At 48.8% G+C, this 22777-nt stretch carries 31 protein-coding genes; 18 read left to right on the top strand and 13 right to left on the bottom strand.

All coding sequences use genetic code 11. From position 1 onward, the window contains the following. The first annotated feature begins 1 nt into the window (after position 1). Positions 2 to 1972 (top strand): phage/plasmid primase, P4 family, encoded by a 1971-nt coding sequence (locus tag O2597_RS02480; RefSeq protein ID WP_269522599.1) that lies wholly within the window; start codon positions 2 to 4, stop codon positions 1970 to 1972. Positions 1973 to 2753: 781 nt separating this feature from the next. On the opposite strand, the gene O2597_RS02485 is transcribed toward O2597_RS02480, so the two are convergent. From O2597_RS02485 to O2597_RS02510, 6 genes are all read right to left on the bottom strand, one after another. Beyond that, on the bottom strand, positions 2754 to 2963 hold the full coding sequence (locus O2597_RS02485; protein ID WP_269522600.1) for a hypothetical protein: 210 nt from the start codon (positions 2961 to 2963) through the stop codon (positions 2754 to 2756). Between the two features lie 1068 nt (positions 2964 to 4031). Beyond that, entirely contained in the window at positions 4032 to 4646 is a 615-nt protein-coding gene (locus O2597_RS02490; protein ID WP_269522601.1) for a hypothetical protein, read from the bottom strand. Between the two features lie 30 nt (positions 4647 to 4676). Continuing rightward, positions 4677 to 5108, bottom strand: a complete 432-nt coding sequence (locus tag O2597_RS02495) for a hypothetical protein (RefSeq protein ID WP_269522602.1) — start codon at positions 5106 to 5108, stop codon at positions 4677 to 4679. A gap of 39 nt (positions 5109 to 5147) precedes the next feature. Next, positions 5148 to 5708 (bottom strand): YbjQ family protein, encoded by a 561-nt coding sequence (locus O2597_RS02500; RefSeq protein ID WP_269522603.1) that lies wholly within the window; start codon positions 5706 to 5708, stop codon positions 5148 to 5150. Positions 5709 to 5805: 97 nt separating this feature from the next. Next, positions 5806 to 6003, bottom strand: coding sequence for a hypothetical protein (locus tag O2597_RS02505; RefSeq protein WP_269522604.1), 198 nt, complete (start codon positions 6001 to 6003; stop codon positions 5806 to 5808). Between the two features lie 109 nt (positions 6004 to 6112). Then, positions 6113 to 6763, bottom strand: coding sequence for a hypothetical protein (locus O2597_RS02510; protein WP_269522605.1), 651 nt, complete (start codon positions 6761 to 6763; stop codon positions 6113 to 6115). Positions 6764 to 7085: 322 nt separating this feature from the next. On the opposite strand from O2597_RS02510, the gene O2597_RS02515 reads away from it, so the two are divergent. The 15 genes from O2597_RS02515 (at position 7086) to O2597_RS18585 (ending at position 16822) form a co-directional block, all read left to right on the top strand. Further along, positions 7086 to 7616: a helix-turn-helix domain-containing protein gene (locus tag O2597_RS02515; RefSeq protein ID WP_269522606.1), complete on the top strand. Its 531-nt coding sequence runs from the start codon at positions 7086 to 7088 to the stop codon at positions 7614 to 7616. Positions 7617 to 7746: 130 nt separating this feature from the next. Next, entirely contained in the window at positions 7747 to 8523 is a 777-nt protein-coding gene (locus O2597_RS02520) for a rolling circle replication-associated protein (protein WP_269522607.1), read from the top strand. A 78-nt stretch (positions 8524 to 8601) separates the two neighbouring features. Next, positions 8602 to 8730: a hypothetical protein gene (locus O2597_RS02525; protein ID WP_269522608.1), complete on the top strand. Its 129-nt coding sequence runs from the start codon at positions 8602 to 8604 to the stop codon at positions 8728 to 8730. Between the two features lie 37 nt (positions 8731 to 8767). After that, positions 8768 to 10114 (top strand): hypothetical protein, encoded by a 1347-nt coding sequence (locus O2597_RS02530; RefSeq protein WP_269522609.1) that lies wholly within the window; start codon positions 8768 to 8770, stop codon positions 10112 to 10114. A 3-nt stretch (positions 10115 to 10117) separates the two neighbouring features. After that, a complete protein-coding gene (locus O2597_RS02535) occupies positions 10118 to 11449 on the top strand; it encodes a hypothetical protein (protein WP_269522610.1) in 1332 nt (443 codons plus the stop codon). Positions 11450 to 11692: 243 nt separating this feature from the next. Beyond that, a complete protein-coding gene (locus tag O2597_RS02540; protein ID WP_269522611.1) occupies positions 11693 to 12187 on the top strand; it encodes a hypothetical protein in 495 nt (164 codons plus the stop codon). Then, positions 12184 to 13047, top strand: coding sequence for a RecB family exonuclease (locus tag O2597_RS02545; protein ID WP_269522612.1), 864 nt, complete (start codon positions 12184 to 12186; stop codon positions 13045 to 13047). The genes O2597_RS02540 and O2597_RS02545 overlap by 4 nt, the downstream gene beginning before the upstream one ends. A 153-nt stretch (positions 13048 to 13200) precedes the next feature. Further along, positions 13201 to 13425 carry a hypothetical protein gene (locus O2597_RS02550; RefSeq protein ID WP_269522613.1) on the top strand — a complete coding sequence of 75 codons (225 nt, stop codon included), beginning with the start codon at positions 13201 to 13203 and terminating at the stop codon, positions 13423 to 13425. Beyond that, positions 13422 to 13859 carry a JAB domain-containing protein gene (locus tag O2597_RS02555; protein WP_269522614.1) on the top strand — a complete coding sequence of 146 codons (438 nt, stop codon included), beginning with the start codon at positions 13422 to 13424 and terminating at the stop codon, positions 13857 to 13859. The genes O2597_RS02550 and O2597_RS02555 overlap by 4 nt, the downstream gene beginning before the upstream one ends. A gap of 84 nt (positions 13860 to 13943) precedes the next feature. Continuing rightward, positions 13944 to 14714 (top strand): DUF932 domain-containing protein, encoded by a 771-nt coding sequence (locus O2597_RS02560; RefSeq protein ID WP_269522615.1) that lies wholly within the window; start codon positions 13944 to 13946, stop codon positions 14712 to 14714. A gap of 77 nt (positions 14715 to 14791) precedes the next feature. Further along, positions 14792 to 15376 (top strand): C39 family peptidase, encoded by a 585-nt coding sequence (locus O2597_RS02565; protein WP_269522616.1) that lies wholly within the window; start codon positions 14792 to 14794, stop codon positions 15374 to 15376. Positions 15377 to 15486: 110 nt separating this feature from the next. Then, on the top strand, positions 15487 to 15870 hold the full coding sequence (locus O2597_RS02570) for a DUF3085 domain-containing protein (RefSeq protein WP_269522617.1): 384 nt from the start codon (positions 15487 to 15489) through the stop codon (positions 15868 to 15870). A 55-nt stretch (positions 15871 to 15925) separates the two neighbouring features. After that, entirely contained in the window at positions 15926 to 16147 is a 222-nt protein-coding gene (locus tag O2597_RS02575) for a hypothetical protein (RefSeq protein WP_269522618.1), read from the top strand. A 219-nt stretch (positions 16148 to 16366) separates the two neighbouring features. Beyond that, positions 16367 to 16678, top strand: coding sequence for a hypothetical protein (locus O2597_RS02580; RefSeq protein WP_269522619.1), 312 nt, complete (start codon positions 16367 to 16369; stop codon positions 16676 to 16678). Positions 16679 to 16684: 6 nt separating this feature from the next. Next, a complete protein-coding gene (locus O2597_RS18585) occupies positions 16685 to 16822 on the top strand; it encodes a transposase domain-containing protein (RefSeq protein ID WP_345782995.1) in 138 nt (45 codons plus the stop codon). A gap of 303 nt (positions 16823 to 17125) precedes the next feature. Here O2597_RS18585 and O2597_RS02585 read toward each other — a convergent pair whose 3' ends face one another. The 7 genes from O2597_RS02585 to O2597_RS02615 all read right to left on the bottom strand — a co-directional run bounded on the left by O2597_RS02585 (position 17126) and on the right by O2597_RS02615 (position 21829). Further along, on the bottom strand, positions 17126 to 17422 hold the full coding sequence (locus O2597_RS02585) for a hypothetical protein (protein ID WP_269522620.1): 297 nt from the start codon (positions 17420 to 17422) through the stop codon (positions 17126 to 17128). An 84-nt stretch (positions 17423 to 17506) separates the two neighbouring features. Further along, positions 17507 to 18454, bottom strand: coding sequence for a hypothetical protein (locus tag O2597_RS02590; RefSeq protein ID WP_269522621.1), 948 nt, complete (start codon positions 18452 to 18454; stop codon positions 17507 to 17509). Next, a complete protein-coding gene (locus O2597_RS02595; protein WP_269522622.1) occupies positions 18444 to 19382 on the bottom strand; it encodes a protein kinase domain-containing protein in 939 nt (312 codons plus the stop codon). Before O2597_RS02595 ends, O2597_RS02590 begins: the two co-directional genes overlap by 11 nt. Positions 19383 to 19949: 567 nt before the next feature. Continuing rightward, positions 19950 to 20345, bottom strand: a complete 396-nt coding sequence (locus O2597_RS02600) for a hypothetical protein (protein WP_269522623.1) — start codon at positions 20343 to 20345, stop codon at positions 19950 to 19952. Between the two features lie 28 nt (positions 20346 to 20373). Next, positions 20374 to 20859: a hypothetical protein gene (locus tag O2597_RS02605; protein WP_269522624.1), complete on the bottom strand. Its 486-nt coding sequence runs from the start codon at positions 20857 to 20859 to the stop codon at positions 20374 to 20376. A 15-nt stretch (positions 20860 to 20874) separates the two neighbouring features. Beyond that, positions 20875 to 21426 carry a hypothetical protein gene (locus O2597_RS02610; protein ID WP_269522625.1) on the bottom strand — a complete coding sequence of 184 codons (552 nt, stop codon included), beginning with the start codon at positions 21424 to 21426 and terminating at the stop codon, positions 20875 to 20877. 166 nt (positions 21427 to 21592) lie between these two features. After that, complete coding sequence (locus tag O2597_RS02615; RefSeq protein ID WP_269522626.1) at positions 21593 to 21829, bottom strand: hypothetical protein; 237 nt, start codon at positions 21827 to 21829, stop codon at positions 21593 to 21595. Between the two features lie 76 nt (positions 21830 to 21905). Between O2597_RS02615 and O2597_RS02620 the strand changes: the two genes are divergently transcribed. Both O2597_RS02620 and O2597_RS02625 read left to right on the top strand, forming a co-directional pair. Beyond that, the gene (locus tag O2597_RS02620; protein ID WP_269522627.1) at positions 21906 to 22226 is read left to right on the top strand and encodes a transposase; all 321 of its coding nucleotides are present in this window, start codon (positions 21906 to 21908) and stop codon (positions 22224 to 22226) included. Between the two features lie 13 nt (positions 22227 to 22239). After that, positions 22240 to 22777, top strand: a 538-nt coding sequence (locus O2597_RS02625) for an IS3 family transposase (RefSeq protein ID WP_269522628.1), incomplete at its 3' end; no start/stop codon positions are given.

Below are 22777 nucleotides of genomic sequence, written 5' to 3' on the forward strand. Positions count from 1 at the left end.
AATGAGTGAAATACCAAATTCCGCAAAACTCACCGACGCCATCGAACTCTTCGGGCCGGAGACCGTTTTGCTTGAAATCCCACGCGGACAAAAGAGTCCGCGTACCAGAGGGTGGCAGAAAATGACAACCTCGGAAATGACTGCCGAATATTTGCAGTCAATTGTGTCACACAATTCGAATGTTGGAATCCTGCAAGGGAGCCCTTCCAATGGACTGTGCTCTATCGATATCGATTGTGATGACGAACTTGATGCGTTCTGCGAACTCAATGATGACCTTGTATCCAATACAACTATTACACGCGGGAAACGAGGCCTAAATATTTGGTTCCGCTTCAAGGGCAACTATCCCAAATTAACTAAACTACATACCCGGGATGATGAACCTTGGGGCGAGTTCAGATCAGACGGGGCACAAACCGTATTCGCAGGAGAGCATCCTCAAGGGGGCAACTACAAACTCATCAATGCAGCTCCTCCTTTGGAAATCGAATTCTCGTCAATCGTCTGGCCGAGCCATTTAGTCCTCCCTTGGGCGAGCGAGACAGGAGCGAATCCGCCTTCAATATTGGATGAAATCATCGAAGAGCACGGAGAACCATTCGAAATCAGCGAAAAAGGTGCTGTAAGTCTAAATCAAGGAGCGCTTGCGGAGATATTCATCCGCGAGAACCTGATTCTGTTCGAACCCTCCGAGGCTGAGTTCTACATCTATGAAGAGCGAACCGGGGCTTGGCAGCGCATCACACCGATACGCGTCAATGGAATGGTCGAGCGGATGATCCGTCGATTGATGATGGAGCAAGAGATGGAAGACGCAGTGACAAAAATCACCGCAGCTTTGATCGATTCTATGGTTAAACTCATCAAACCTAAAATCGAACGACCAGATGCGTTTCACGAGCGCCGAAACATCATTCACCTTAAAAATGGCGTAATCGACTTAGATGCAGAACAGCTCTCCCTAGTCAGCTTCTCACCGGAATTCTACAGCCGGAATCAGATCCCGGTCGACTTCAATCCAGATGCGGAATGTCCTCGGTTCATCAACGAACTGTTGGAACCATGCCTCAATGAAAGTGATATCGACCTCCTACAGCGCTGGATGGGAAGCGCCCTCCTCAGTTCCAATCACGCACAGGCATTCATGCTGATCACCGGTGCCGCAGCCGGAGGCAAGTCGACCTTCGTCAATCTCGTCGAGCACCTGATTGGACCGAAGAATGTACACGAGTTGAGAACAGGCCATCTAGGCAGCCGCTTCGAAACACAATTCCTTATCGGTAAGAAGTTACTGACCGGGAAAGACGTGCCAAGCGACTTCCTGAGAAACAAGAACGCCTACAACCTAAAGAAACTGGTCGGCGGAGACCGTATCAGCGCGGAAAAGAAAGGTTCCAACGAAGCACTCCAGATTATTGGAGACTTTCATTGTGTGGTCACCGCGAACTCACGCCTTTTCATAAAGGTAGACGGAGACAGCGATGCATGGCGACGCCGTATCCTGCTGATAGAATGGGGCCGTCCGGAAGAAGGGCGTATCCGGATTCCCAATTTTGACGAAGTGCTCTTCGCGGAAGAAGGATCGGGCATTTTCAATTGGATGCTAGAAGGTGCGCTGAAGCATAAAAACGAACTCGATCAAATTGGTAAATTCGCACTCAGCGAGGACCAGCAGCAGAGGGTGGATGATTTACTGGATGAATCCGACTCAGTCCGTGCGTTCATCTACAACAAGCTTACGGGCGAACAAGGCTCCGCCGTGACATCCCAAGACCTGAACGATGAATATTCCAACTTCTGCCGCGATATGGGCTGGGAAATGTTACCTGAACGCGAAATATTCGGTGCTATTCAGCGCATGATATACGAGCGGTTTGGAATAAAACAGTCCCATGACATTCCGATGGGACCGTGGGGACACCGCCGTGGTTACCGAAATATAAAGATCATCCAAAATGAAAGAGGCTAAACGCCGCGCCTTGGAATATCTGAAAAATGTCCCGCCTGCCATTTCCGGGCAGGCGGGACACAATCGGACATTCTTCACCGCATGTAAACTGGTCCAGGGGTTTGGACTGAACCGAAACGAGGCCTTGGACTTAATGCGAACCTACAACCGGAAGTGTGAGCCACCGTGGAGTGAACAGGAGCTAATCCACAAAGTCGACGACGCGATAAAAGCTCCCAATCCCTACGGTCATGGCTACATGCTAACCAAGGGTAAGGGTTATCGAAAACGAGCTCCCCTGCCCCAAGTGAAGATGAAACCATTCGCAGTCGAAACACCCAAAGTGCTCATAAAAATTAATCCGGCTCCACTTGCATCCAACTCTGGCCACCCGCCCTAATGGGTAAATACGCTCCGCTCGGACGGGACGGACGGCACTTAGCAACTCTATGACAGAGAATGAGCGCCAGCGCCGGGCACATCCATACAAAATCTAGAAGTAGTATGCCCAAACAAGCGTCCGAGCCGTCCGAAGAAACAGTATGAACTCATTCACACTCTCCATAGGAGTCCACGGACTCAATCATAGGCAGAACAATGGAAAGACAAGGTGACCTTACGGACGGCTCGGACGCCTAAAGGCCAGTCCATTTTAAATATTATGAATCACCCGGCACATGATATCTTCCACGAGCTTATATCGGAGTTGAAAAATGCCGTCCGTGGCGTCCGTAGAATACCGTTGTGTTTGGAGTTAAATTTTAGGCCAGTTGGGGTATCTAGTGGATTTAGTGATATTTTGCTAAAGCTTCAGAATTAGAGCCGCAATGATTGCACAACCGCCGCCTATCATTGCGGCGACAATAGCAGCGCGTGCTTGAACCCGTGCTGCCTTGACTGCTGCATGACCTGTTCGAATGCCCTTCACATTATCTGATTCTAAGGAGATTCTAAGATTGTCGATACCCAGCCGTGCACAAAATTCACAGCTTTGTTTCTTTGGTGCATCCATACAATTGACCTCACTTTGAACTACTGTTGGCCGATGCTGATGTTCACCTTCATACCTAAGACTTCTGCGTTAAGCAGAAGTCAGTATGCTTTAAGCTAAGATGTTGACTTTCTTCGACTTAGGAAGGAATAGCCATTAAGAGCCATTTTCAGGACGAGGATTATCAATGAACTTGCGTCAACCTGTGAATCTGCCATTTAGGTAAATCGAAGCATGGAACTACTAGAAAAGATACTATGGGTTATAGCCGGATGCCTGTTGACCGATGTCTACGGGACGGTGAAAGCATCAGTTCTGAAGTTCCTTTCAAAAAAAGCAGAAAGTTTCAGCGAAATATTCAGCAAGGCCTTTTTAAAAAGACAGAGGCTTTGGCTAAAGTTTATGCAGTGCCTTGTAGATATCCCGCTATTAAAAAAAACTGCTTTCTGTCACCTATAATAATAGGTAACATTCAAAAACAAGCAAGCCATTGTAATGCAGCGATTTCTGCAATTCTTATAGATTCTTCGAAACATTTAACCAAAGAGGATACGTCCACCACATAGATGTCTAAGGAGGCTGTGTGATAGGATTCCCTCAAGGGGATTGGATATATTGATGAGAATGGCTTTCCATGGGACTCCAGATGCCCATGAAAGGGCGTGTAGCAACAATTAGGGTCCCCCCCACATGCCATGGGCATTACCTGAGCTGCCCCAGATAACACACAGCGATCATTTACGAGGCCGTTGTAACTCAGGCAACACCTCCTCAACGAACACCTCACTTAGTTCGTCCAGGACTGCCTGCTGCTCTGTTTCCGGAAGACAACTGAAATCCTCCCAGTTTGGTCGTGCATAATCCAGCTTACCAGTGCGTGACACCCATCCGATTTCCCCTCCTCCCGGATCTTCAAAGACAACCTCGTATCGGTAGCGTGGATTATACTCAGGTTGGCCGTATAAAATGCTTCTCTTCATAACCCGGTTCTATCATGCGCTTGAAAGGTTGGCAAGTGAGCTGCGTCAACCCGAACAAAGCCCACCGTGATAATTTCCCTATAGATGCGTGCAAGCAGTCGCAGCGAGACTAGGAGTTATCAGTCCCGGGCTGACTGGCGGCTGTTCTTTTCTTAATCTCATTGTAGTAGTAAGTTGAGGTTTCATCGTCTCCCAGGGCAATATCCATCAACATCCTAAGCATCATGACTGGCCCAGTCTGTATACCACTTTCATCGACTTCCTTATCTGCCCAATCAGGGTCGGTGGGCAATTCAACATTCATGATCCACCACACTTTGATTTTTTGCATCAATTCGGCCATAATGGTAAAATCCTCGGTAAGGTCAGGAAAATCCTCGCTGCCGATTTTCTCGTAGAGTCCGTGCGCCAATGAATTCCTCATTTTCTTTAGACGATTGAACTTCTCGATGTCAGAATCGTCAATGGCTTCGCGTTCTTTAAGCCATTCAAAACTGGCATAGAGCGGGCTCTTGTTAAGGCTTAGGACTTTGCTAAAGTAATTCTCTCTTGACCGCTCATCTGGTTCCCCGACGGGAAAAATGTAGAAGTCTTTGACGTCTTCAATGATTAGAGATTTGAAAGACTCGAATGCGGCGATAAAGATCGATGCTGATATCAACTTTGGCCGAAGGACATCAGGGTGCAGGTAATCCCAAGTAGTGGATGATGTAAAATCTTTCATTTCCTAGCCAACCTGAATGTAGAATCAGGATTAATCCCTAATCTGATCAAGCACCCCACTCTTCTTTAATTCGAGCATCTGTAGAGGCGCATCATTAACGCGAAACTCCTTAAGCCCGGATGGAGTAAACTCGGCGATGCCATACGCACCGTAATTGAAATTCTCAAGCTCACCGAAGATCATAAACACGGTGAACTCCCTCCACTTGGTTTTCTCCTTCTTCCAAATCTGCTTTGCAGTCTCAACCATCCGGTCTTCCTCCGGTACCGCATCGGTGTTGAGATACACACTAACAGTCATCCGTGGCGTCCCGGCGTAAGAAACGTCTTTCCGGCTATCAATCTCATAAGCGAATGGCTGGATCTGAGGCTCCGGGGCCGCCTTCTTCGAATCCTTCCCACAGGAAGTGAGTGCAAGCGTGAATGTGAGAGCCAGTAAAATTCGGTAAATTGTTTTCATCATTGTTATCTAAGCCGGGGATCAAGCGTTACCTCCAATAGACTAGTCATGATCCGAATCCACAATGGGTTCCAGCACGACAGCCGTTCCTGTAGCCACAATGAACAACATGCTCTTCCCCTGTCCTGAAAATTCACTGTAGCTCAAGGAAACCCCAATGACTGCATTTGCTCGAACGCTCCGCGCTTCCCGCTTCAACTCGTCCAAAACCACATGACGGGACTTCCTTAGGGTATCTTGTGTTGTCTTGCTTCGCCCACCGAAATAATCCCGCACCCCGACGAAGAAGTCCTTAAACACATTCATACCGAAAGCACACTCGGCGGTAACGATTTCAACCCGCTCCTTGATCCTGTATCCTGATGGTGATGGTTCGGTCGTAAGGAGAACTTTTTGAGTAAGCTCCACGGGATCGTCCTCCCGTTCTTCAGCCAACCTTTCGATCCCCGGAATCAACCTGCGTATGGGCGAAATGCGGCTTGTGCCCTCTTCACACGCATCTGACACCGCGGATGCATTGCCCGCCCTGATCTGGTCTGCTACCTCGTAGTCGCTAAGGCCCTTCAACCAAGTCCCGTCATTTAATTTCAGTTCGTATTTCATTTAAGTCCGAGCGTGTTGATTGGTTCATGCACCTTTGTCCGCAAATAACAGCAATAAGGATTAAAGCGACAAGGATCAGGACTATTAGGCAAGGGTTTTAGTCTACATCAACATTACTATCACTTACGTTTTCCCAAGTGCTACATTTACGCCCAACAGCTCGACGAAACGCTCGAAATAGCTCATAACGATCAAAGTACGCATCTGGAATCACTTCCTTCACTGCATCTTCAAGTGCTCGACGAAACTCATAAGTGAGGTCATCGACAATTTCTTGTGGTTTAACTTTAGCCATAACTAATTATCCTCAACACCCGCTCATGCCCAACAAAGGTATAAGGACATTGTTTCAATGTGTTCACGTTGACTCTTTTCATTCTGCGAGGATGAAGCTCAGGTATACCTCAACTTGATTCGGCTGATTCAAACCGGAATCCACTCTTAACAAGACGACTTTCGCAGATTTCTGTGATATCGCTCAGATCGCCGACATAGAAGTCAGTAATGGCACCAGGCCTACCAGATCGAAACGCAATGCGGTACTCACTCTGAAAATCTAGATCTGAATACTTTCGGAAGGGTCCCATTCTACCCTGATGAGAAGTCTTATCAACGTAATCCACGAGGTCGATCTTGTACCCCCAACCACGCCTCTCACACTCGTGAGTAACACGCTCAATAAACTCATCGCCCCGCCGAATCACTACAGCCGTATCGCCGAATCCTAACACCTTATCATCCACGATAACATTACGGTTCAACTCAGTTAGGGCGTATATACTGAAGATAGTAATCGAGTCATCCTCCGGATCGCCAAATTTCACCTGTCCGAATAAATTTGGAAGCTCAAGAGCCCCTACCTTAATTCGCATTTTATCGGCTGGAAAGGATGAGTGCAACCCCTCGCTCTTGTCGGAACGAAGCGCATCATTTGCTTCGAGTCTTTTGAAGTATTTCAAGGTGTTCATGTAGAGCCGTCCTTGTGAACGAAACTCTTCCATAAAACTACGAGGTCCGAACTTCACCAAACAGTATACTTTCGATGCTTTGCTCATGGGTACCAGCGATACGAGGCTGTTCTTATTGAACAACGGTGATCCCACATACCTCCCCGGTCAATTACAAACGCATTTATATGCAGACCACGCAGACAAAACAAAGTCTCACTCCCCTCCTGTCAATCCATGGACCACGGGAAGAACTCATCGGCAGTATCGACAATCCCATCGACGCACGCGGTCACGATCCTTACACGAAAAGCCCCACACACAGAGACGTAAGTCATTCTATATCAGTAAAAATATGAACTTTTTACTTCTGTATCGTTGACAGGCGTTCCTCCGCTCCTTATTGGTATATTATATTTGTTATACCATAATGAATTTACCCACTAACTTTGGAGAACAACTCCGCGAATTACGCGGTGATCTATCAGTCCGGGGCTTGGCTCGAATATCCAACGTCCCTCACTCACTCATCGTTGCCCTTGAAAACGGGAAACGTTCTGCCGGGGAGATCACTGCCGTAAAACTGGCAGATGCATTCAAACTCACGGGCAAACAACGTAAAGACTTCCTAGCAGCATCCCGCACAACAAGCCTCCGCAATCGATTCGGCCCAGAAACACGTCTAAAGAGTCATGTCGAGCACGTCGCCTTGGATCTAATCTGTTGTCTCGCCGACATTAACCAGGACGCAATCCGGGAGTTCATCATCGGCGACCAAATCTCTTACGACTTCCTCGTCTTCCTAAAGAGCGAGGGCGTCATTGGTATAGAAATCAACAGCGACGCGATCTATGTCGCCAGCGCGCTAACCCCGGAGAAATTACCGTTCCCAAAAGAGTTGCATCAGTACAACCACACCGTTTGCGGTGAGCCACAAATTCGACGCATTGTCGTTCCTTAATTTACAGCAAGTGGTATATCTTTTTATCTAGTCCAATATACTAATAACAACTCACCGCAATCTCTCCACTATGTCAGACAAAATAACAGCTTTTACCTTAATCCCACGTAGACCCGAAGAGGTACCCCACATGGCCTCGATCACCACGATGCAAAGCAATCACTTGAAAAGTGCATACGCTTTGGAGCAGACCTGTTACAAGTTGATCGGGGTCGATCATGAAGGTAACGCAAGTCCCACATTTAACCGGATCGCCATCATCACACTGACCTTCAAACGTCCACAGGAGGACAGAAGGAAGGCCAAGTGTCTATTGGACCTAATCCTTAAAACATTAAAAAGGAAATACGGGAAATATTTCAAATATGTCTGGGTTCAAGAGCGCCACGTTTCAGGGGGCATCCATTTCCATCTCATGGTGGAGATGCCATTCGATGTGCGCAGCAGAACCAATATCGACGTCTTGCTCAACTGGAAAGACAACATGGGGAATCCTGCCTTCCGGGATCGGGTGAGGGACTGCCTTCCATTTCTGAATGAAGACCTGAGGAAAGAGTTCAAGAGTCTAAAAAAGCTACTGCCACGCTATGGAATAGGTCGGTTCGACATTCTTCCCATCTTAACCGACGCGGACAGTGTTATCGCTTACCTCAAGAAGGGTATCGCCAATCACCTCTTGGCACGTTTCCCGGAGGACAAAGGTGCCCGACTCTGGGGATGTTCAAAGAATGTCCGCGTGTGCAACACACGAATAACATTCAACACAGAGGGGTCCCGTCGATTCAGGGAGAAGATCGCTACGTGGGGTGCGGGACATGGTTGCCACAACATGGATCAGGTGCGTGCACGATTCGGCCAGCACTGGTTCTACAAGAACAGAGGGGCGATCTTAAACACAGCGGTGTAATGAAGGATACACTTACATTACCCAGAGCAAAAAAGCTTCAGCTTTTTAAAAGTACGCGTCAGGCAGGTCGCAGTAAGGATGGAGTTGATTGCGAGTGGTGACAGTGCCGAGCGCAGCGAGGTGCTGGAATCCGAGCGATCAATCCACCCGAAGGGCGAGGCCGAAGGCGAGTCGTCGATGCATTCCTGCCGCGCACGTATGACCTAAGGCACACGTAAGACCTTCGCACGAATCTATACTATTTATGAATAACAACACTAAGACCGAGAACACAAAACCGTATGGGCACGCCTTATCCGCGATAACCGGAATCGACCAAAACATAATCTTGAAGATCCAGTCACAAATATTGGCTGACCTTGCGGGACCGAAGCCATCCTTGCTCATCCACCATGTCCCTTGGTGCTTTCAACCTGGTGGGTTATTATTGGTGGGAGACGAAATCCGTACCCGTTCCCTACTGGACCATCTGCTGGAGCCGATACACAAGATACAGAATACACATCGCCATATCGCTTCGAACTTACACGAGGTCTATGAGAAGCAGAACATCGCTTCGAAAATCACCGCCCTCTGTGGTGTTGGGATGGCCCATATAGACCGCCTAATCGAAGATGGATACAAAATAGATAAAGGAGTCCATCAGCTCGGAGACATATCCCGAAGAAGAGAAAATACCACTCACCCTCTCCTATTACTGGAGAATACTAATCTGGACGAAATAAAGACAGCTTCACAGCATTCAAAGGCCCAATCTCCCCTTTATATCGACTACGGGTGTCAGTTGTTGCATGCGAGCGAGAAGACCGCCCTACCCGTATTAAAATCGATCCGAGGATCGGTTCAACACAGTGATAGTAAGACGAAGTACCCCACTCATCCAACTTATTCAAGACTGGGCTACATCGGTATCATTTCAGAAGAAAGTCTCCTTGAGGTTTTAAGTGACAACAATGGCATGGCCGAGGAAATCCTAAGATCGATACAACTCATTCGTCTTCCCGGAGATCAGAATGAACAAGAAGAGGTGGACTACGCATTGGTTGACGATTTATACGATGAGCTACATTCATGGAAATCTGCAGTATATAAGGCCATCGATCTACGTGGACAGGAAACGCCATGGTCTCCACAGTGCATCTACTCGCCAAAGACATACCTGTTCAAAAACCGAAGGGTAAACCTGAATGTACATTCCGGAATGACATCACACGTCGACGGAAAGCTCCTGTTCGACAACCTATCGACCCTGCTGCTGGGCAGTACACTGCTCTGCGAATCAGGTGCAAGCTACCATGAATGCCCTGCTTCAGTTTCATGCAGAGCGAATACATCCCTGTTCAAGAATCACATGGCGACAGAGCGGTGGCTAGAGTCAGAGCGCAATCGCAGTGTCCTCGATCGGGACAAGGCCCGTATTATACGTGCCCTGGAACGCAGAGGCAGTTGCACCTGGCAGAAGCTATGCCGAAGCTTTGACGTGCAGCGAAGGGATGCCCACGAGGCCGCCATCAATGCGCTCATATCAGAAGGCAGACTCGAACTGGACGATGAGGGTATGTTCAAACTGTTAACCACGAAAGCAGCCTAAGTTATGAAGGATCTGATCAAGCCCGAATACGCACCTGAAAACGTGTTGGAATGGATGCCATGCCTCAAACTTGAGGATAATTGGACTGAAGGCCTGCCCGAGCAATTACGCAAAGCCGTCTTACCGATCACTGAATCAACCGGGGAGTCGATAGAATGTGTCATGGCTACGGTTCTTCCCATCCTAAGCGCGATACTAAGGCGTAGACTCATGATTCATGATCAACGTGGGCAAGCCGTCTGTGCAGACATCAGCAGCATTCTGATACGCCCGGATGGACAACCCAGAATAAAATGGCATGACACCCTCTGTCGTATGATGCTACTCAAGGAAGCACTCGAAGAAGGCATGCTCGAATCATTTGAATCCGGAGATGTCTATAATCACGAAGGTATCAATTACATTGCCCGTGAGACTGTTGTATTTCCCGAACTTAATACGATGGCTATCGAGCGAAAGATGCAAAGTGGCAAGCTGCGCAGCGTCTTTCTGCACTCACTTTCGACCTCACTGGTCGATCAATTGAACAGGTTGACTAAACCCTCTAAGCAAGACCTGGTTATTTCGTTACAGGAGGGCTGGGACAATGATTACTTCGTTTCCAAGTACAAGGGACATTCAGGTGGCATCAATCTACACTGGAGTATAGATAAGGATGAAGTGGATATGGTGTATCGCTCCCTGTACGGAAACCACCAAGCCACACCGGTTCTGATGCTGTTATCGAAAAGTGAGTTCAAAGGCCCTGATTGCAAGTCACTCAAAGAATGTGTCGCCCTATGTGCAAAGCCGTGGGAGTATTCCCAGCAGCACATACAACATGTAAGTTTCACGAAGGAAGATGAAGCGCTCATCAATAAGATAATCGAGAGCTTTGAAACAGAACTCATGTCCGTGCCTAATGCGTTGGCCCAAAGGCATCTGACCATACTTCCCGGATTGTTCCATAAATGCTTACTGCTCTTCAAACTCTATGAGGACGTTCTTGAAGTTAAACCAATGGAATACCAAGAAGCGGAGAGCGTTGTCCTTGCAGCTGCAAATATGTCGAGAGCATTGGTTTCAGCCCACTACTCCACCCTCCATAAAATCACTGGAGGCTTCACTGTGGAGCCTTTACCCACTCCTGATGATCCTGAAGAAACCATCCGTGAGTATCGTCTACTGGCTAAGATAGCGAGAATCGAACCGGTAAACCGAGGCACTCTCAACAGAAACCACTCCAATCAACAGAGAGAACTGCTCTCAGACCGTCTTGCACGCCTCCTCCGGGAAGGAAAAGTCGTCATTGATGAGCGAGGCTACTATTCAATCGGCGATGCGATGAGTTTTTGAGAGTTAATCAGACAGGATTGCTGCAGTCCTCCAAAGAGGGCTTCAAAAAACAAACTGAGGATACTGAGGGGAATAATAGTTAGAAGTTCAAACCGCGGCACTGAAGGACACAGTGCAACGCGAGGTACGATCGCGTTATATACAATTGAAAGCTAGACTCTCTAGTTATCAGACACCCGGATGAGATGACCTTCCTTCGGGTGTCTTTGTGTATAGAACGGTCAAAAAGAAAGGAGCGTTTTCATGGCTATAACCTTGGAAGCAAACTACAGCAAAAAGTTGGGTCTTCCCAATTACTCCAGTCACCAATACAGCGTGACTGTCAGGACTGAGGTATCCGACCTCTCTCAGGTTGAGGGCGCAAGTGCTCAGCTTTACCGCCAGTTGCAAGAAGCAGTGGATCGGGATATCCAGCAGACAGGCTACCTGCCCGGAGAAGAGCGCACACAATCCAGTGCACCCTTTCAACGTGGAGGACATCAGGGAGCGACCAGACAGAATCCAGCGAACCCGAATTCGGATTGGAACTGCTCACCAAAGCAGCGTGGTCTGATCGAAAAATTGATGGAAGAACATAACATTCCCTTCTCCGATGTGGATGAACTCGCACGTCATCGTTTCCGTTGCGGCCTGAAGCAGCTCAATAAAATGTCGGCCAGTGGCCTGATCGACGAGCTGTTTAGCAGTTATGCGACCAAGCCCAAGTCCGGGTTCACACAACGTGGAGGTCGCCGATGATCAAGCGGCTGGAACCGAAACAAAACGGGCAGTGTCAGGTCATTGCCTACCCGGTGAAGTCATCGGACGGATGTCTTGATCACATCAGTGCCTCCTCCCTGAAGCTATACTTGGGATGTAGTCTCAAATACTACTTCAAAAAAGTGCTGAAGTTACCAGAGCCGACCAGTCCAAGTCTTCATCTCGGAAAAGCCGTCCACGCGGGCCTACAAGCCTTTCACCTTGGACGGTGGCGTGGTGAATCGCATGACCTGCAAACGGTCCTTGAGGCTTACGAGACAGCCCTTGCTGAGCAGGAGGAGAGTGATCCAGTTGACTTCGACGATGAGGCGGATCGTGAGAAACTTCTCCATACGGGGAAGTCTCTTCTGAATGCCTATCTGCAAAGCGACCATGCCATGATGAAGGATATTCCGCTCGGTGTGGAAGTTAAGCTGGAAGAAGACTTCGCGGAGCTACCGTCACCACTTATGGGATACGTCGACCTCGTGAGACAAGGACACGTGCCAACTGACTTCAAAACGGTGGCCTCGACACCCGATGTCGAACTCGAAGCGTTTCAACACGAGCTTCAATTGACGGCATACCAACTCTTGATTGAAGAAGCGACCGGGGAAAAAGTTGAAGCGCGGGAGTTGGTCTTCCTGGTGAAAACCAAGACGCCCAAGGTGATCGTGCATCGAATCCCGCCCGCAACGGAGCAGGACAAGGAAAGATTCTTCTCCATCGCCCAAGCGGCGGTGGACGGGATCTACCACGAGCGCTTCCATCCTCAGCCGGGAATGCAATGCGCTTGGTGCCACTACCGGGCACTATGTAGTAAATGGTCCCACCAAGGGAGAGGAGGCAAACTGTCATGAAGATCTGGATACTTCTCTTGTTGATCTGCTTCCTAACAGGTTGCGGTGGCAGCCCCAACCCCGGACCAAGCATTGGGGCGGGGTTAGCTATCATCGGCCTTAGCTTAATCGTCATGAAGCTTGTTGAACGCATTCGAGAAAATGGAGGTGATCATGAATAACCTTCGTGACCTCATCAATGTCGTCCTCCCGGTCATCGTCATGCTACTGATCGCGCTCTGCGTGGTCGTATTGGTGGCAGTGATCGTCCCCGTCGCGTTGCCTACCGCAGTCATCGGCCTCATCGTGCTGGTCTTTTGGTTGTGGTTACGGGGTAACATACGCTCCGACCTCTTCAAAAGAAGACGGCGCGATTACCCGGAGGACTACATGCGATGAGAGTACACGAAGCATCATTGCAGTTCCGGGTTGTGCGCGAAGGTAAAGTCGAGCCATTGGACACTCCACAGAAGGTGGCGGACTATGTCCGTGACGCCTTTGACGGGGACCCGACCTGCGAGTGGTTCCTTTGCATCCCACTGAATAGACGCAACATGCCCTTCGGGCGCGTATTGATCAGCAAAGGGACCGCATCGTCCTGTCTAGTCAGTCCACGGGAAGTTCTGCGTCCATGTATACTCAGTAACGCAACCGGGATGGTGGTCGCGCACAACCATCCGTCAGGCGATACGTCCCCCAGTCGGGCCGATCTACAAATCACCCGCCAACTGAAGGACGCCGCACAAGCCATGGGGGTCGACTTCCTCGACCACATCATCGTCGGCGATCCCGACTCCGAGATCTACAGCTTCAATGAGGCTGGTCTCGTTTAATCAAAGTATATCCAAACCGATGAAGGCTCACATCTAAACGGTGTGGGCCTTCGTCATTTCAACCAAAACAATTGTTTCCAAATCATGATTACAGACACACTTGATCCGGTCGCACCTCCGGCACAAAAACGGTGCAACCTACTCCTGCACTGCGGAAGCTCTGCAGTTTCACGCGGTGAATTGGCACAAGTCAAAACACCGAAAGCCACCTCAACCTGGCAACCAATCCCCCACCTGACACTTCTACAGGTCGTGGAAAAGGCTCTGCTTGAGCGTGGCTTCACGATTGTGGAGCAGGCCCATGGGCTCACCCATGACCAGAGCCGCTACTTCGGACTCCTTCAGGTCGTGAACCATCATCCCGGGCACCAAACACACAAGGTCGTTGGGGTGAGAAATAGCCATGACCAAAGCTTCTCTGCGGGCGTGGTTGCCGGATCACAGGTGCTGGTGTGCTCGAACTTGAGCTTCGCTGGAGAAATTGCAGTCGCACGTAAACACACGCCGCGCATTCTGCACGATCTGCCCCGGATGACGCATGACGCTATTGTCGGGCTCACCCGTTACTGGAGTCAGCACGAACAACGCATCGCCCGCTACCAACAGGTCCGCATTGCCGATGTGCGTGCCCATGATCTGGTCATCCGGGCCGTCGACCATGGTGTGATGGCGAACAGCTATATCCCGAAGGTCCTTCAGGAATATCGGGAACCCCGACACCGTGAGTTCAAACCAAGGACGGTGTGGAGCCTTCAGAACGCCTTCACCGAGGTCTTCAAGGGGCGTGTAGATCTCCTGCCCGAGCGCTCCGCACGCCTGCACCAGTTGCTCGACTACGAGGTGGGGCTGAACTGAACCTGACACGGGCCAATCGTATTCCAATCACGTTAAGATTGCGGATACGATTGGCCCTGTTTATTGATAGTCAAATCATGAAGAAGCTGGCCAAACTCTTCGACGTTTCCGGAGCCACCGGGATCAGGGCTGTCGTGGATCCTCTGGTGCATCCGAAACGGCCACGTTGCAAGACGCTGAAAATTCCGGGCTACAAGCAGGTCCAAGGATATACCTGCGGGTTCATCGCCGCAGCCAACATCCTGCACTTCTTCACCCCGGATGCTGAACTGGAATACCTCTATGAGGCGCTGGACATTAAAGATGGGACGACTGAAGACGAAGTGACGGATGCCCTGCGCCAGTATGGAATCCGAGTACGGCGACGCACGACACTCGACTTCAAGTCTATTCAAGCTGCATTGCAAAGTGGTCTTCCCATCATCACTTCGGTGAAGGCCATGTTCTCTGGACACTGGGTCGTCATTTACGGGTACGACAATGCCCGAAAGACAGTCTTTGTCTGCGGAAATGGCATCCTGCCCCTCTTCAACAGGAAAGAGGTCAGCTACGGCAGCTTCTGCGAGAAGTGGGATCCCGTAGGCAACGGTCTGATCTGTTCGCCTGGGACTTTGAAGCAACCGAAGCTTCGAGGAAAGAGACGCAAAGTTAAAATAAAGTAGTCGGCGCACCCGCTGACTGAATCAACCAACAATCGGACAGGAACAGGCCTCCGTCATCAACACGATGCGGGGGCTTTTTCGTGCCCACAATTCAACACGAAAGGAAAACAATGAAACTCTACTTCGACAAAAACAAGATCACGGAAATCATCGCGGCCACTGAGTCCGGCACCGGGCACATTGAACCTTATACAGGCGACGACTGGGGCGTGCCCGAGCGCAAGACACCCGGCCTTATGCTCGTTGGAGATCAGGGAGTGTACCTGATGGGGAACGAACAAAAGGAGAAATCCGCATCCGAACTGGGCCTTGTCGCCTATGCCAAGGGATGTGATCCCCGAATTGACAAGAATTGGTGGGAAAACAAGCAGGCCTTCTTCGGCGTGGATGATGGAGCCGAGTTCCTGTCACTGGAGGAAGCCAAACACTGCCTACTTGCAGGTGAGAGGCCCTTTGTCGAACTGACACCCGAATCCGTGGTCTGGGGAAGCTAGGAGTATTCCCGGCTTTACCAGAAACCATAAAACCTCAACATATGCAGAAATGGTCATGATTCGAAAGTTCCCGCCGGGCACAGTAGTCCGATATGCCGATGAACATGGTGGTAATGAAGACCGCTCCTACCGCGTCGTCTTCGAATGGGATGAGTCAGCCGGTACCGTTCAAATGAAGCACACAATTAACCCCGGACCGAAAATGGAAACCGCCCGAACCGAGCATCTGGAGATCATCGGATGGTGCGATCAGGATGGGAAGATGACTTGGGCCTGATCCCTATCAATCTGAAGAGCTTACCGTGTGGTGGGCTTTTCTTTAAGTGTCGCGTTATCAGAGCAACGCCAATCGACATGATACATTCATGACATAACTTCGACTGGAAATTCCATTCGCTTTTAGCTACAAAATGGAAACATTGATTAGTGCTACCTTGGCATAACTTAACCAGCTACGAAGCACCGCATTCGATGCGCGTAACCCCAACTTTAAACCATGGATAATGAGGAAAGAATTAAGCGCATCGAAGCAATTTTAGCCGCAGCGAAGGAGCTTGGGTCTTTCGATGACGAGGACGGCTGGATGCAACTGGGGGACGACTACGGCGAAGCCACGGGATTGGCTCAAGTTGTAGCCGATCACTGCGGATATTCACCCGCTCATGTATTTCATTGGGTAGCTCTGGTGTTAAGCAATTGCGACATCGACATTGAAAGTCATCCAGTCATTGGAATGTTGGATATAGCCGCTGAATACTTTAAGGCCCAAGAGGCCGAGGAAGAGGAGGAGCAGGACCCTGATGCATAGTCGATCATCGAGTCGGCCAAACGCCACGGACTCGAACCCTACGCCTACGTCCGGCACCTGCTCGAAAAGCTGCCATCCTCCACAAACTGGAATCTCCACAAGCTCACTCCTGTAGCCCTCGCGAAGGCAAGTGCAGCCGCATGAGTCATTGATGTCGTAGCTATAAATCTACGACACTTACGACATCTACGATAAATCAACCATCAAATCGTGGTGCCTCGCGTTACGTTTACTATACATTGGTACAATGCACTACTCCAACTCAACTTTAGCCAACTCATCCTCAGGAAAAGAATCGAAGAAATTCCCCATCCTGCCAAGTTCTTTTAGTCTGACCCTTTTAAATCCCTTTAGTTGAAAATGATTAGCACGTGCGTTCATTTCCCTCAATCTTGAGCCTTTATCGTCTGCTTTCTCCTACCCATGCGATTCCTGGAAACATAATCATTATTTTAAGTATAACCCAATGAGCACCGTTGAAAGTACTCCAAGCAGGCTAACAACAACTGCCCATATCGCGAAACGCTTAGCAGATTCAGCAACCCTTAGACTGGTCTTGTGCCTGTCGTCCACGACCTCTTCTTTTCTTCGATCCCGCTCGTCGATTATTTCCAAGATGGCGTGGTGCTGTATATTCGCCGTTCCGTTGTGGATGTGCTCAAATTGTCTTTCAAGTTCACGGTCAGACAGGCGTTCAAATGGTTTTCTCGCTTCTTTTATTTCCTCTATCGTATACCTATTCACATCAAAAGAAAGTTAGTTTTCAGCTTTATTAGAAATTTCACGTGTTGGGTCGTTGATAAGTTCTTTTCTACGATAGGGTATGGACTATTCAGCTTTCATTTCTTCAAACAGGAATGCACCGTCCGAGACGAATTCAATAAATTCTTTCACTCCCATTTCGTCACAAAGCGGCTTTAACATTTTGAGCGTTCGATGGAGATCTATCGCATCGCCCTCAGATACTTTTCGAGCATGACTTGCACTAAAAATCGTAACCTGCCCTGAGTTGTTTTCAGCGAAGAGATAGTCCGCGCGCCACCCCTTTGTCCGGGCAACCAAAAACAACATTCCAAAGACAAGGCTAGGGAGAATAACCTCTTCCATCCCACGGTATGAGCGAACAAATATATTCCCAGGGTCTTGCGGCATCTCGATTGAACCATCTGCTGACAGAGTTCCATAAATATTTCTATGATCTACATTATCTTTCTCGAGATGAGAAAGAATCAATCTTGCTGCTCGGCACTCTGGGAAAAACTGGAGCCTTTTCAATGCGAGCGTCTTCGCCTTAGGATAATCACCTTTATTGTATGACAAAACGGCTTCTTCAACGTCAACGCCACATGAAATTCTACGTGATTCCTTTGTATCCGGCGTCTGGCTTACTAATTTCCTTGCTAGTGCTAGATACTCTTCTGCCTTTGGGACGTTCTTTACAATATCGCGGAACAGTAAAATCAGATTCGTGGCTGCTTCGGCTCTTGCAAGGATGGCTCGATCATCCTTACCCTCTATCTCCCGTAAGGCGTTCTCAAGCCAAGTTATTGCTTCTGAGTATCGCTTCATTAATGTGAGTGTACTCGCGTGTATCGAGACTGCACCTAGATAGTTAAATTTCCGATATGCTCGCTCTGACAGTTCAAGGGATTCTTCGTAGTCCTTTAACTGCCTTTTGCTTAAAGCAAGTTCTGCGAGTTGCTGACCAGAAAGCCCCCGAATCCCCTCCACAAAGGAATCGTCCATCCGATACTTATCTTTTCTTTTAAACCACATACTTTTTGAGTTCCTTGATAATGATTTTGTAATTCTTCGGGCGACGGCGCTTATCGGGATGGCAACAGTTAGCTGCCAAACGACACCACGCACCCGGATACTTTTTTAAAACGTCACTAACGATATGATAGTATCCACCCGTCAGGATATTTTCAATCGTGCCGGAAGTCGTTTCGGATCTGTCGATGCACGGGTTAGATTTAGTTGCGACTTCCATCATGATTATCCCAAGAGAGAAAATGTCATCAGTTACTTGATGCATATAACTATCATTACGGATTGTTCCTAAAATCCTCTCAGGCGACATGTAGGGTAGTGTTCCACCATAGGCTTCTAACGACTCAATCCCTCTCTCGCTGCCCTTCTTTGTATTTGAACGAAAGAAGCAATAGTTTTGAAACCGAGCCATGCCCCAGTCTGCCACCGACAAATATGGATTTGGCCCTTCCGAATAATTTAAGAGGTTTTGAGGCTTTAGATCCAAGTGCAGCAAATTAGATTTTTCCCACGCGTAGTTGAGTGCCTCACATATTCCAACAAATTGTCTATACCAGAAAGAGCCTGTTTCAGGCATATTGCAGCGACTTTCGTAAATCAAGGATTCTGCATTTTGGTGATACAGCGGCATAACCGCTGCCATCTGACCACTAATTTCTGAGAGCTTAAGAAGAGGAACAACGTGCCTGTGGCGGACAGTTAACCACAGTCGACATTCGCGTTCAAACGCATCTGAATCTGCTAGTCTTTTAGGGAATTTTACTGCGATTTTTCCGTCTAACGGGGCAAAAATCCGACTCATTGGAGACATTTTTGTGTAAGTCTTATCAACAGGCTCTAAAAAATAGACCTTTCCCATACCACCTTCTGAGTTGCCCAATAGGGAAAATTCTCGGTAGCCGTCTATAATAAATTTACGCTTTGTATCCACTCGCTATATTTTACAGATAATGCACATCGAAACCGCAACGATTAAACAGTGCGCATGAGAAGAGCTATGACACCCTTGCGGGTTCGGGGGAGGTCTCCCAAGTTGATACACGATCTATGCACACGCGCCACAGCTACAGACCCCGGTGGAACCATCCTGCACTCACCTTTAACGCGCAGGACGATGCTGGCTTCACGACACGTTACACGCTCGCCTTCCACATCTACTACCTTCTTACGGGGCTTATCATGCTTTGGGGAGCGTGCGAGGCTCCTTGCGGCTCGGAATGCTTCTCTGTCTACGCTTCGACTAAGCTGTTCCGCCATCCGGACAATCCGTCCGGTCACGATCGGTAAGGGCGATCCACCCGCTTTCAATGGCTTAGCTAACTTCATCGCAAGACTCGATACTTACTGTTGGGTTGTTACTTTATAAGATCGGGACTTTCACCCGATAAGATCAGTGCACCCTTTGCTTGGCGCACAACGATGAGGGGAGGCATAGATGAGCGCAGCGAAATCTATCGTCCTCTCCCGACTTGTTCAGGTTTTGGTTTTCATTCGCGTCTTAGAGGAGAACCCCGGCTACTGCCCACCCGAAGAGCGCCATAGATATAAGCACCACAGCTACTGTGGACCTATAGATAAAAAATACGAAATCTGTTTTCCGTTTTTCATTATCATGATTGTTCTTATGTGGATTTGTATCGGAGTTCAGTATGTTCTTCAGGATCATTCGCAAGGCGCTGGCCCTCCTATCATGGAAGAGCATAGCAAGCCCAAGTCCGACAGCACACGACACTAGGATCGCAACCAAAAGACATTTGTTCTCTTCGTTTATTTTACCGTGCAAAAATGTGGTAGCTGCCAATATGAACATCAAGATGTTAGACATCGCAGAAATGGATTGCGCCATCGCTGATTCAATCTCGCCTATGAGTTCACCGACTAGTTCTTGGTCCATTTTATTTTCTTTCCTGAACGATGAAGTGTCACGCGGAGGGGGCGCAGCCCCCGGAGTTGTGACCACTGACTTGTTCGCTTCGTAGTTTTCTTAAAACTTCAACAGCGATTTTGTAGTAGGTTTTTGGAACACCACGATTGTGCTCCCTTAAATTCTTCTCCTCAGTGACTTCGATCCATTCGTTTTCTTCAAGTAAGCCAGTTCCGTCTTTGGTGAAGTCTAGATCGTAGGAATAGAACTTTTCTTCTTGGCTCAGAATCTCTCCAAACAGTGGGTTCGTTCCTTGCTCCCAATCAGCTGCTGAGATCAGAATAGAACCTTCTATTTCAATGCCTTTGAGTTCCAAGAAATCGTAGAAAGCCTTTGGGAGGTTCCTTTTGCCGTAGCGGAACTCAAGTGCAGACTGGAGAACGTTCAATTCGTGAAGCCGCACAGTCTCATTCGGATCCTTCGCCCTGATCCGATCGAGTCGTTCTCTTTCCTCGTTTTCCTGAGGTGTAAGGCTTCTCTTCATTTTATTTAGCGAACGCTAAGGTGTCACGATGGAGGCGGCTGAGCTGCCGGAATTGTGACCACCGTTTTGTTGTGCTCTCATGGTTATTGATGCCTTTCGAAGATCCCAGAGCACTGGCTTCATCGCATCACCGTCCAAACTTTTCCAATCCGTCATTCTTTTCTGACTGTTCCTTCTCTTGAACGACTCGATTGCCTTTGCTGCGAAGTCTTCGCCGGAAAGACCTCCAATCATGTAATCCGCGTATGGCTCCAAAAACTTCTCATACCCCTTTGTTGTCGGTTTCTCGCACTCGAACGTTTTACCTATCCCAGAAAACGTTTGAATTCCTTTTGTGTAGTATCTCCAGAATCTAGTCAGAGGAAATCTCTTTTCGACTTCTTGCCTACCGAGGACGTCAAGATACTTGTTTTCATAGCTTGTTTTTAGGCCCAGGAGCCAGACGTAGTGGATGAAATTGGGGTCGTTAATCGGAGCTGACCGAACAATGCCTGCCGATACATTCTGAGCGACTTTTGAGTTCTCTTCGATGAATTCTTCGAGCTTTTCGCTAAAACCTTTCGACACCAGATAGCCGATACATTCATCCGGAGAATGATAAGTTTGTAGGCTATTCCGAAATCCGTCTTCGATTTCTGAAGCAAGTTGCTGGTGTCGAGGTCTCATCCTTATTTGCACAACGTAAGTGATAGTCGCGGCGAGGCGCAGCCTCGTCGTTGACTACTCACTCTGGTTATGTCTTTTCGTTTAATTTGTTCTCTAGCGCTTCAACTTTGTCCGAGAGCTCTACTATTATTTCACTTTTAGATGTTGGTCTGAATTTTAAAGCAAAGGCGGCACCTAAAAATGCTCCAGTAACGCATGAGGAAATAAAAATTACATTCATTCCCTGGGCGATGAGAATGGCTTCAAAGAATCCGAGTTCTTCGCTGTCTAGGAAGATTCCTTGAATTCTCTTCTTTGTGCTCAAAGTCATCAAGAGAGTAATGTGAGCCGGCCCCGTAAAGTTGGACAGGTTGCTTCACCGAGTTAAAGTAAAGCAACCAATGAAAAAGAGACGAAAGTTCACATCCGAGTTCAAAAGCAAGGTAGCGCTGGAGGCGCTGCGGGAACAGCACCCGATCCACGAGATTGCGAAGCGTTATCAGATCCATCCGACGCAAGTGACGGAGTGGAAGAAGGCACTGCTGGGCAATGCCAGCAGCGTGTTTGAGAGCGCGAGTTCGAAGCACGAAGAGGCCTTCAAGCAGAAGCTGAAGGAAGACCGCCTCTACAAGCAGATCGGCCAGCTCCAGGTGGAGGTGGATTTTTTAAAAGACAGTTGTGACAAGCTCGGTATCACTATCCCGGAGGATGAGCTTCGTTGATCAGGCTTCAGAGATGAGTATTCAAAGACAGTGCGAACTTCTGGCCGTGCCGCGTTCGAGCTACTATCATAAACCCAAGCGCAAGGTAAGCGTGCTGGACGAGTTGCTGATGCAGGTGATCGACCGCATTTACATGGAAGAGCCGACCTATGGGAGTCGCCGCATGTGTGACGAACTCGGGAAGCTCGGCTACAGGATAAATCGCAAGCGTGTGCAGCGGTTGATGCGCGTAATGGGCATCGAGCCGATTTACCCGAAGCCGCGCCTGAGCCTACCGGGCAAAGGTCACAAAAAGTATCCCTACCTGCTTCGGAACTTACCGATCCAGCGCAGCAATCAGGTCTGGTGCACGGACATCACCTACATTCCCCTCGGCGAGACTCACGTCTACCTGACGGCTGTGATGGACTGGTCGAGCCGTTATGTGATCAGTTGGAAGCTCAGCAACAGCATGGACGAGGCCTTCTGCGTGGAGTGCCTGCAGGAAGCTCTACAGGCCGAAGGTATCCCGGAGATCTTCAACACCGATCAGGGCAGCCAGTTCACCGGCG

This window comes from Coraliomargarita parva (assembly GCF_027257905.1).
Lineage (GTDB): Bacteria > Verrucomicrobiota > Verrucomicrobiia > Opitutales > Coraliomargaritaceae > Coraliomargarita_A > Coraliomargarita_A parva.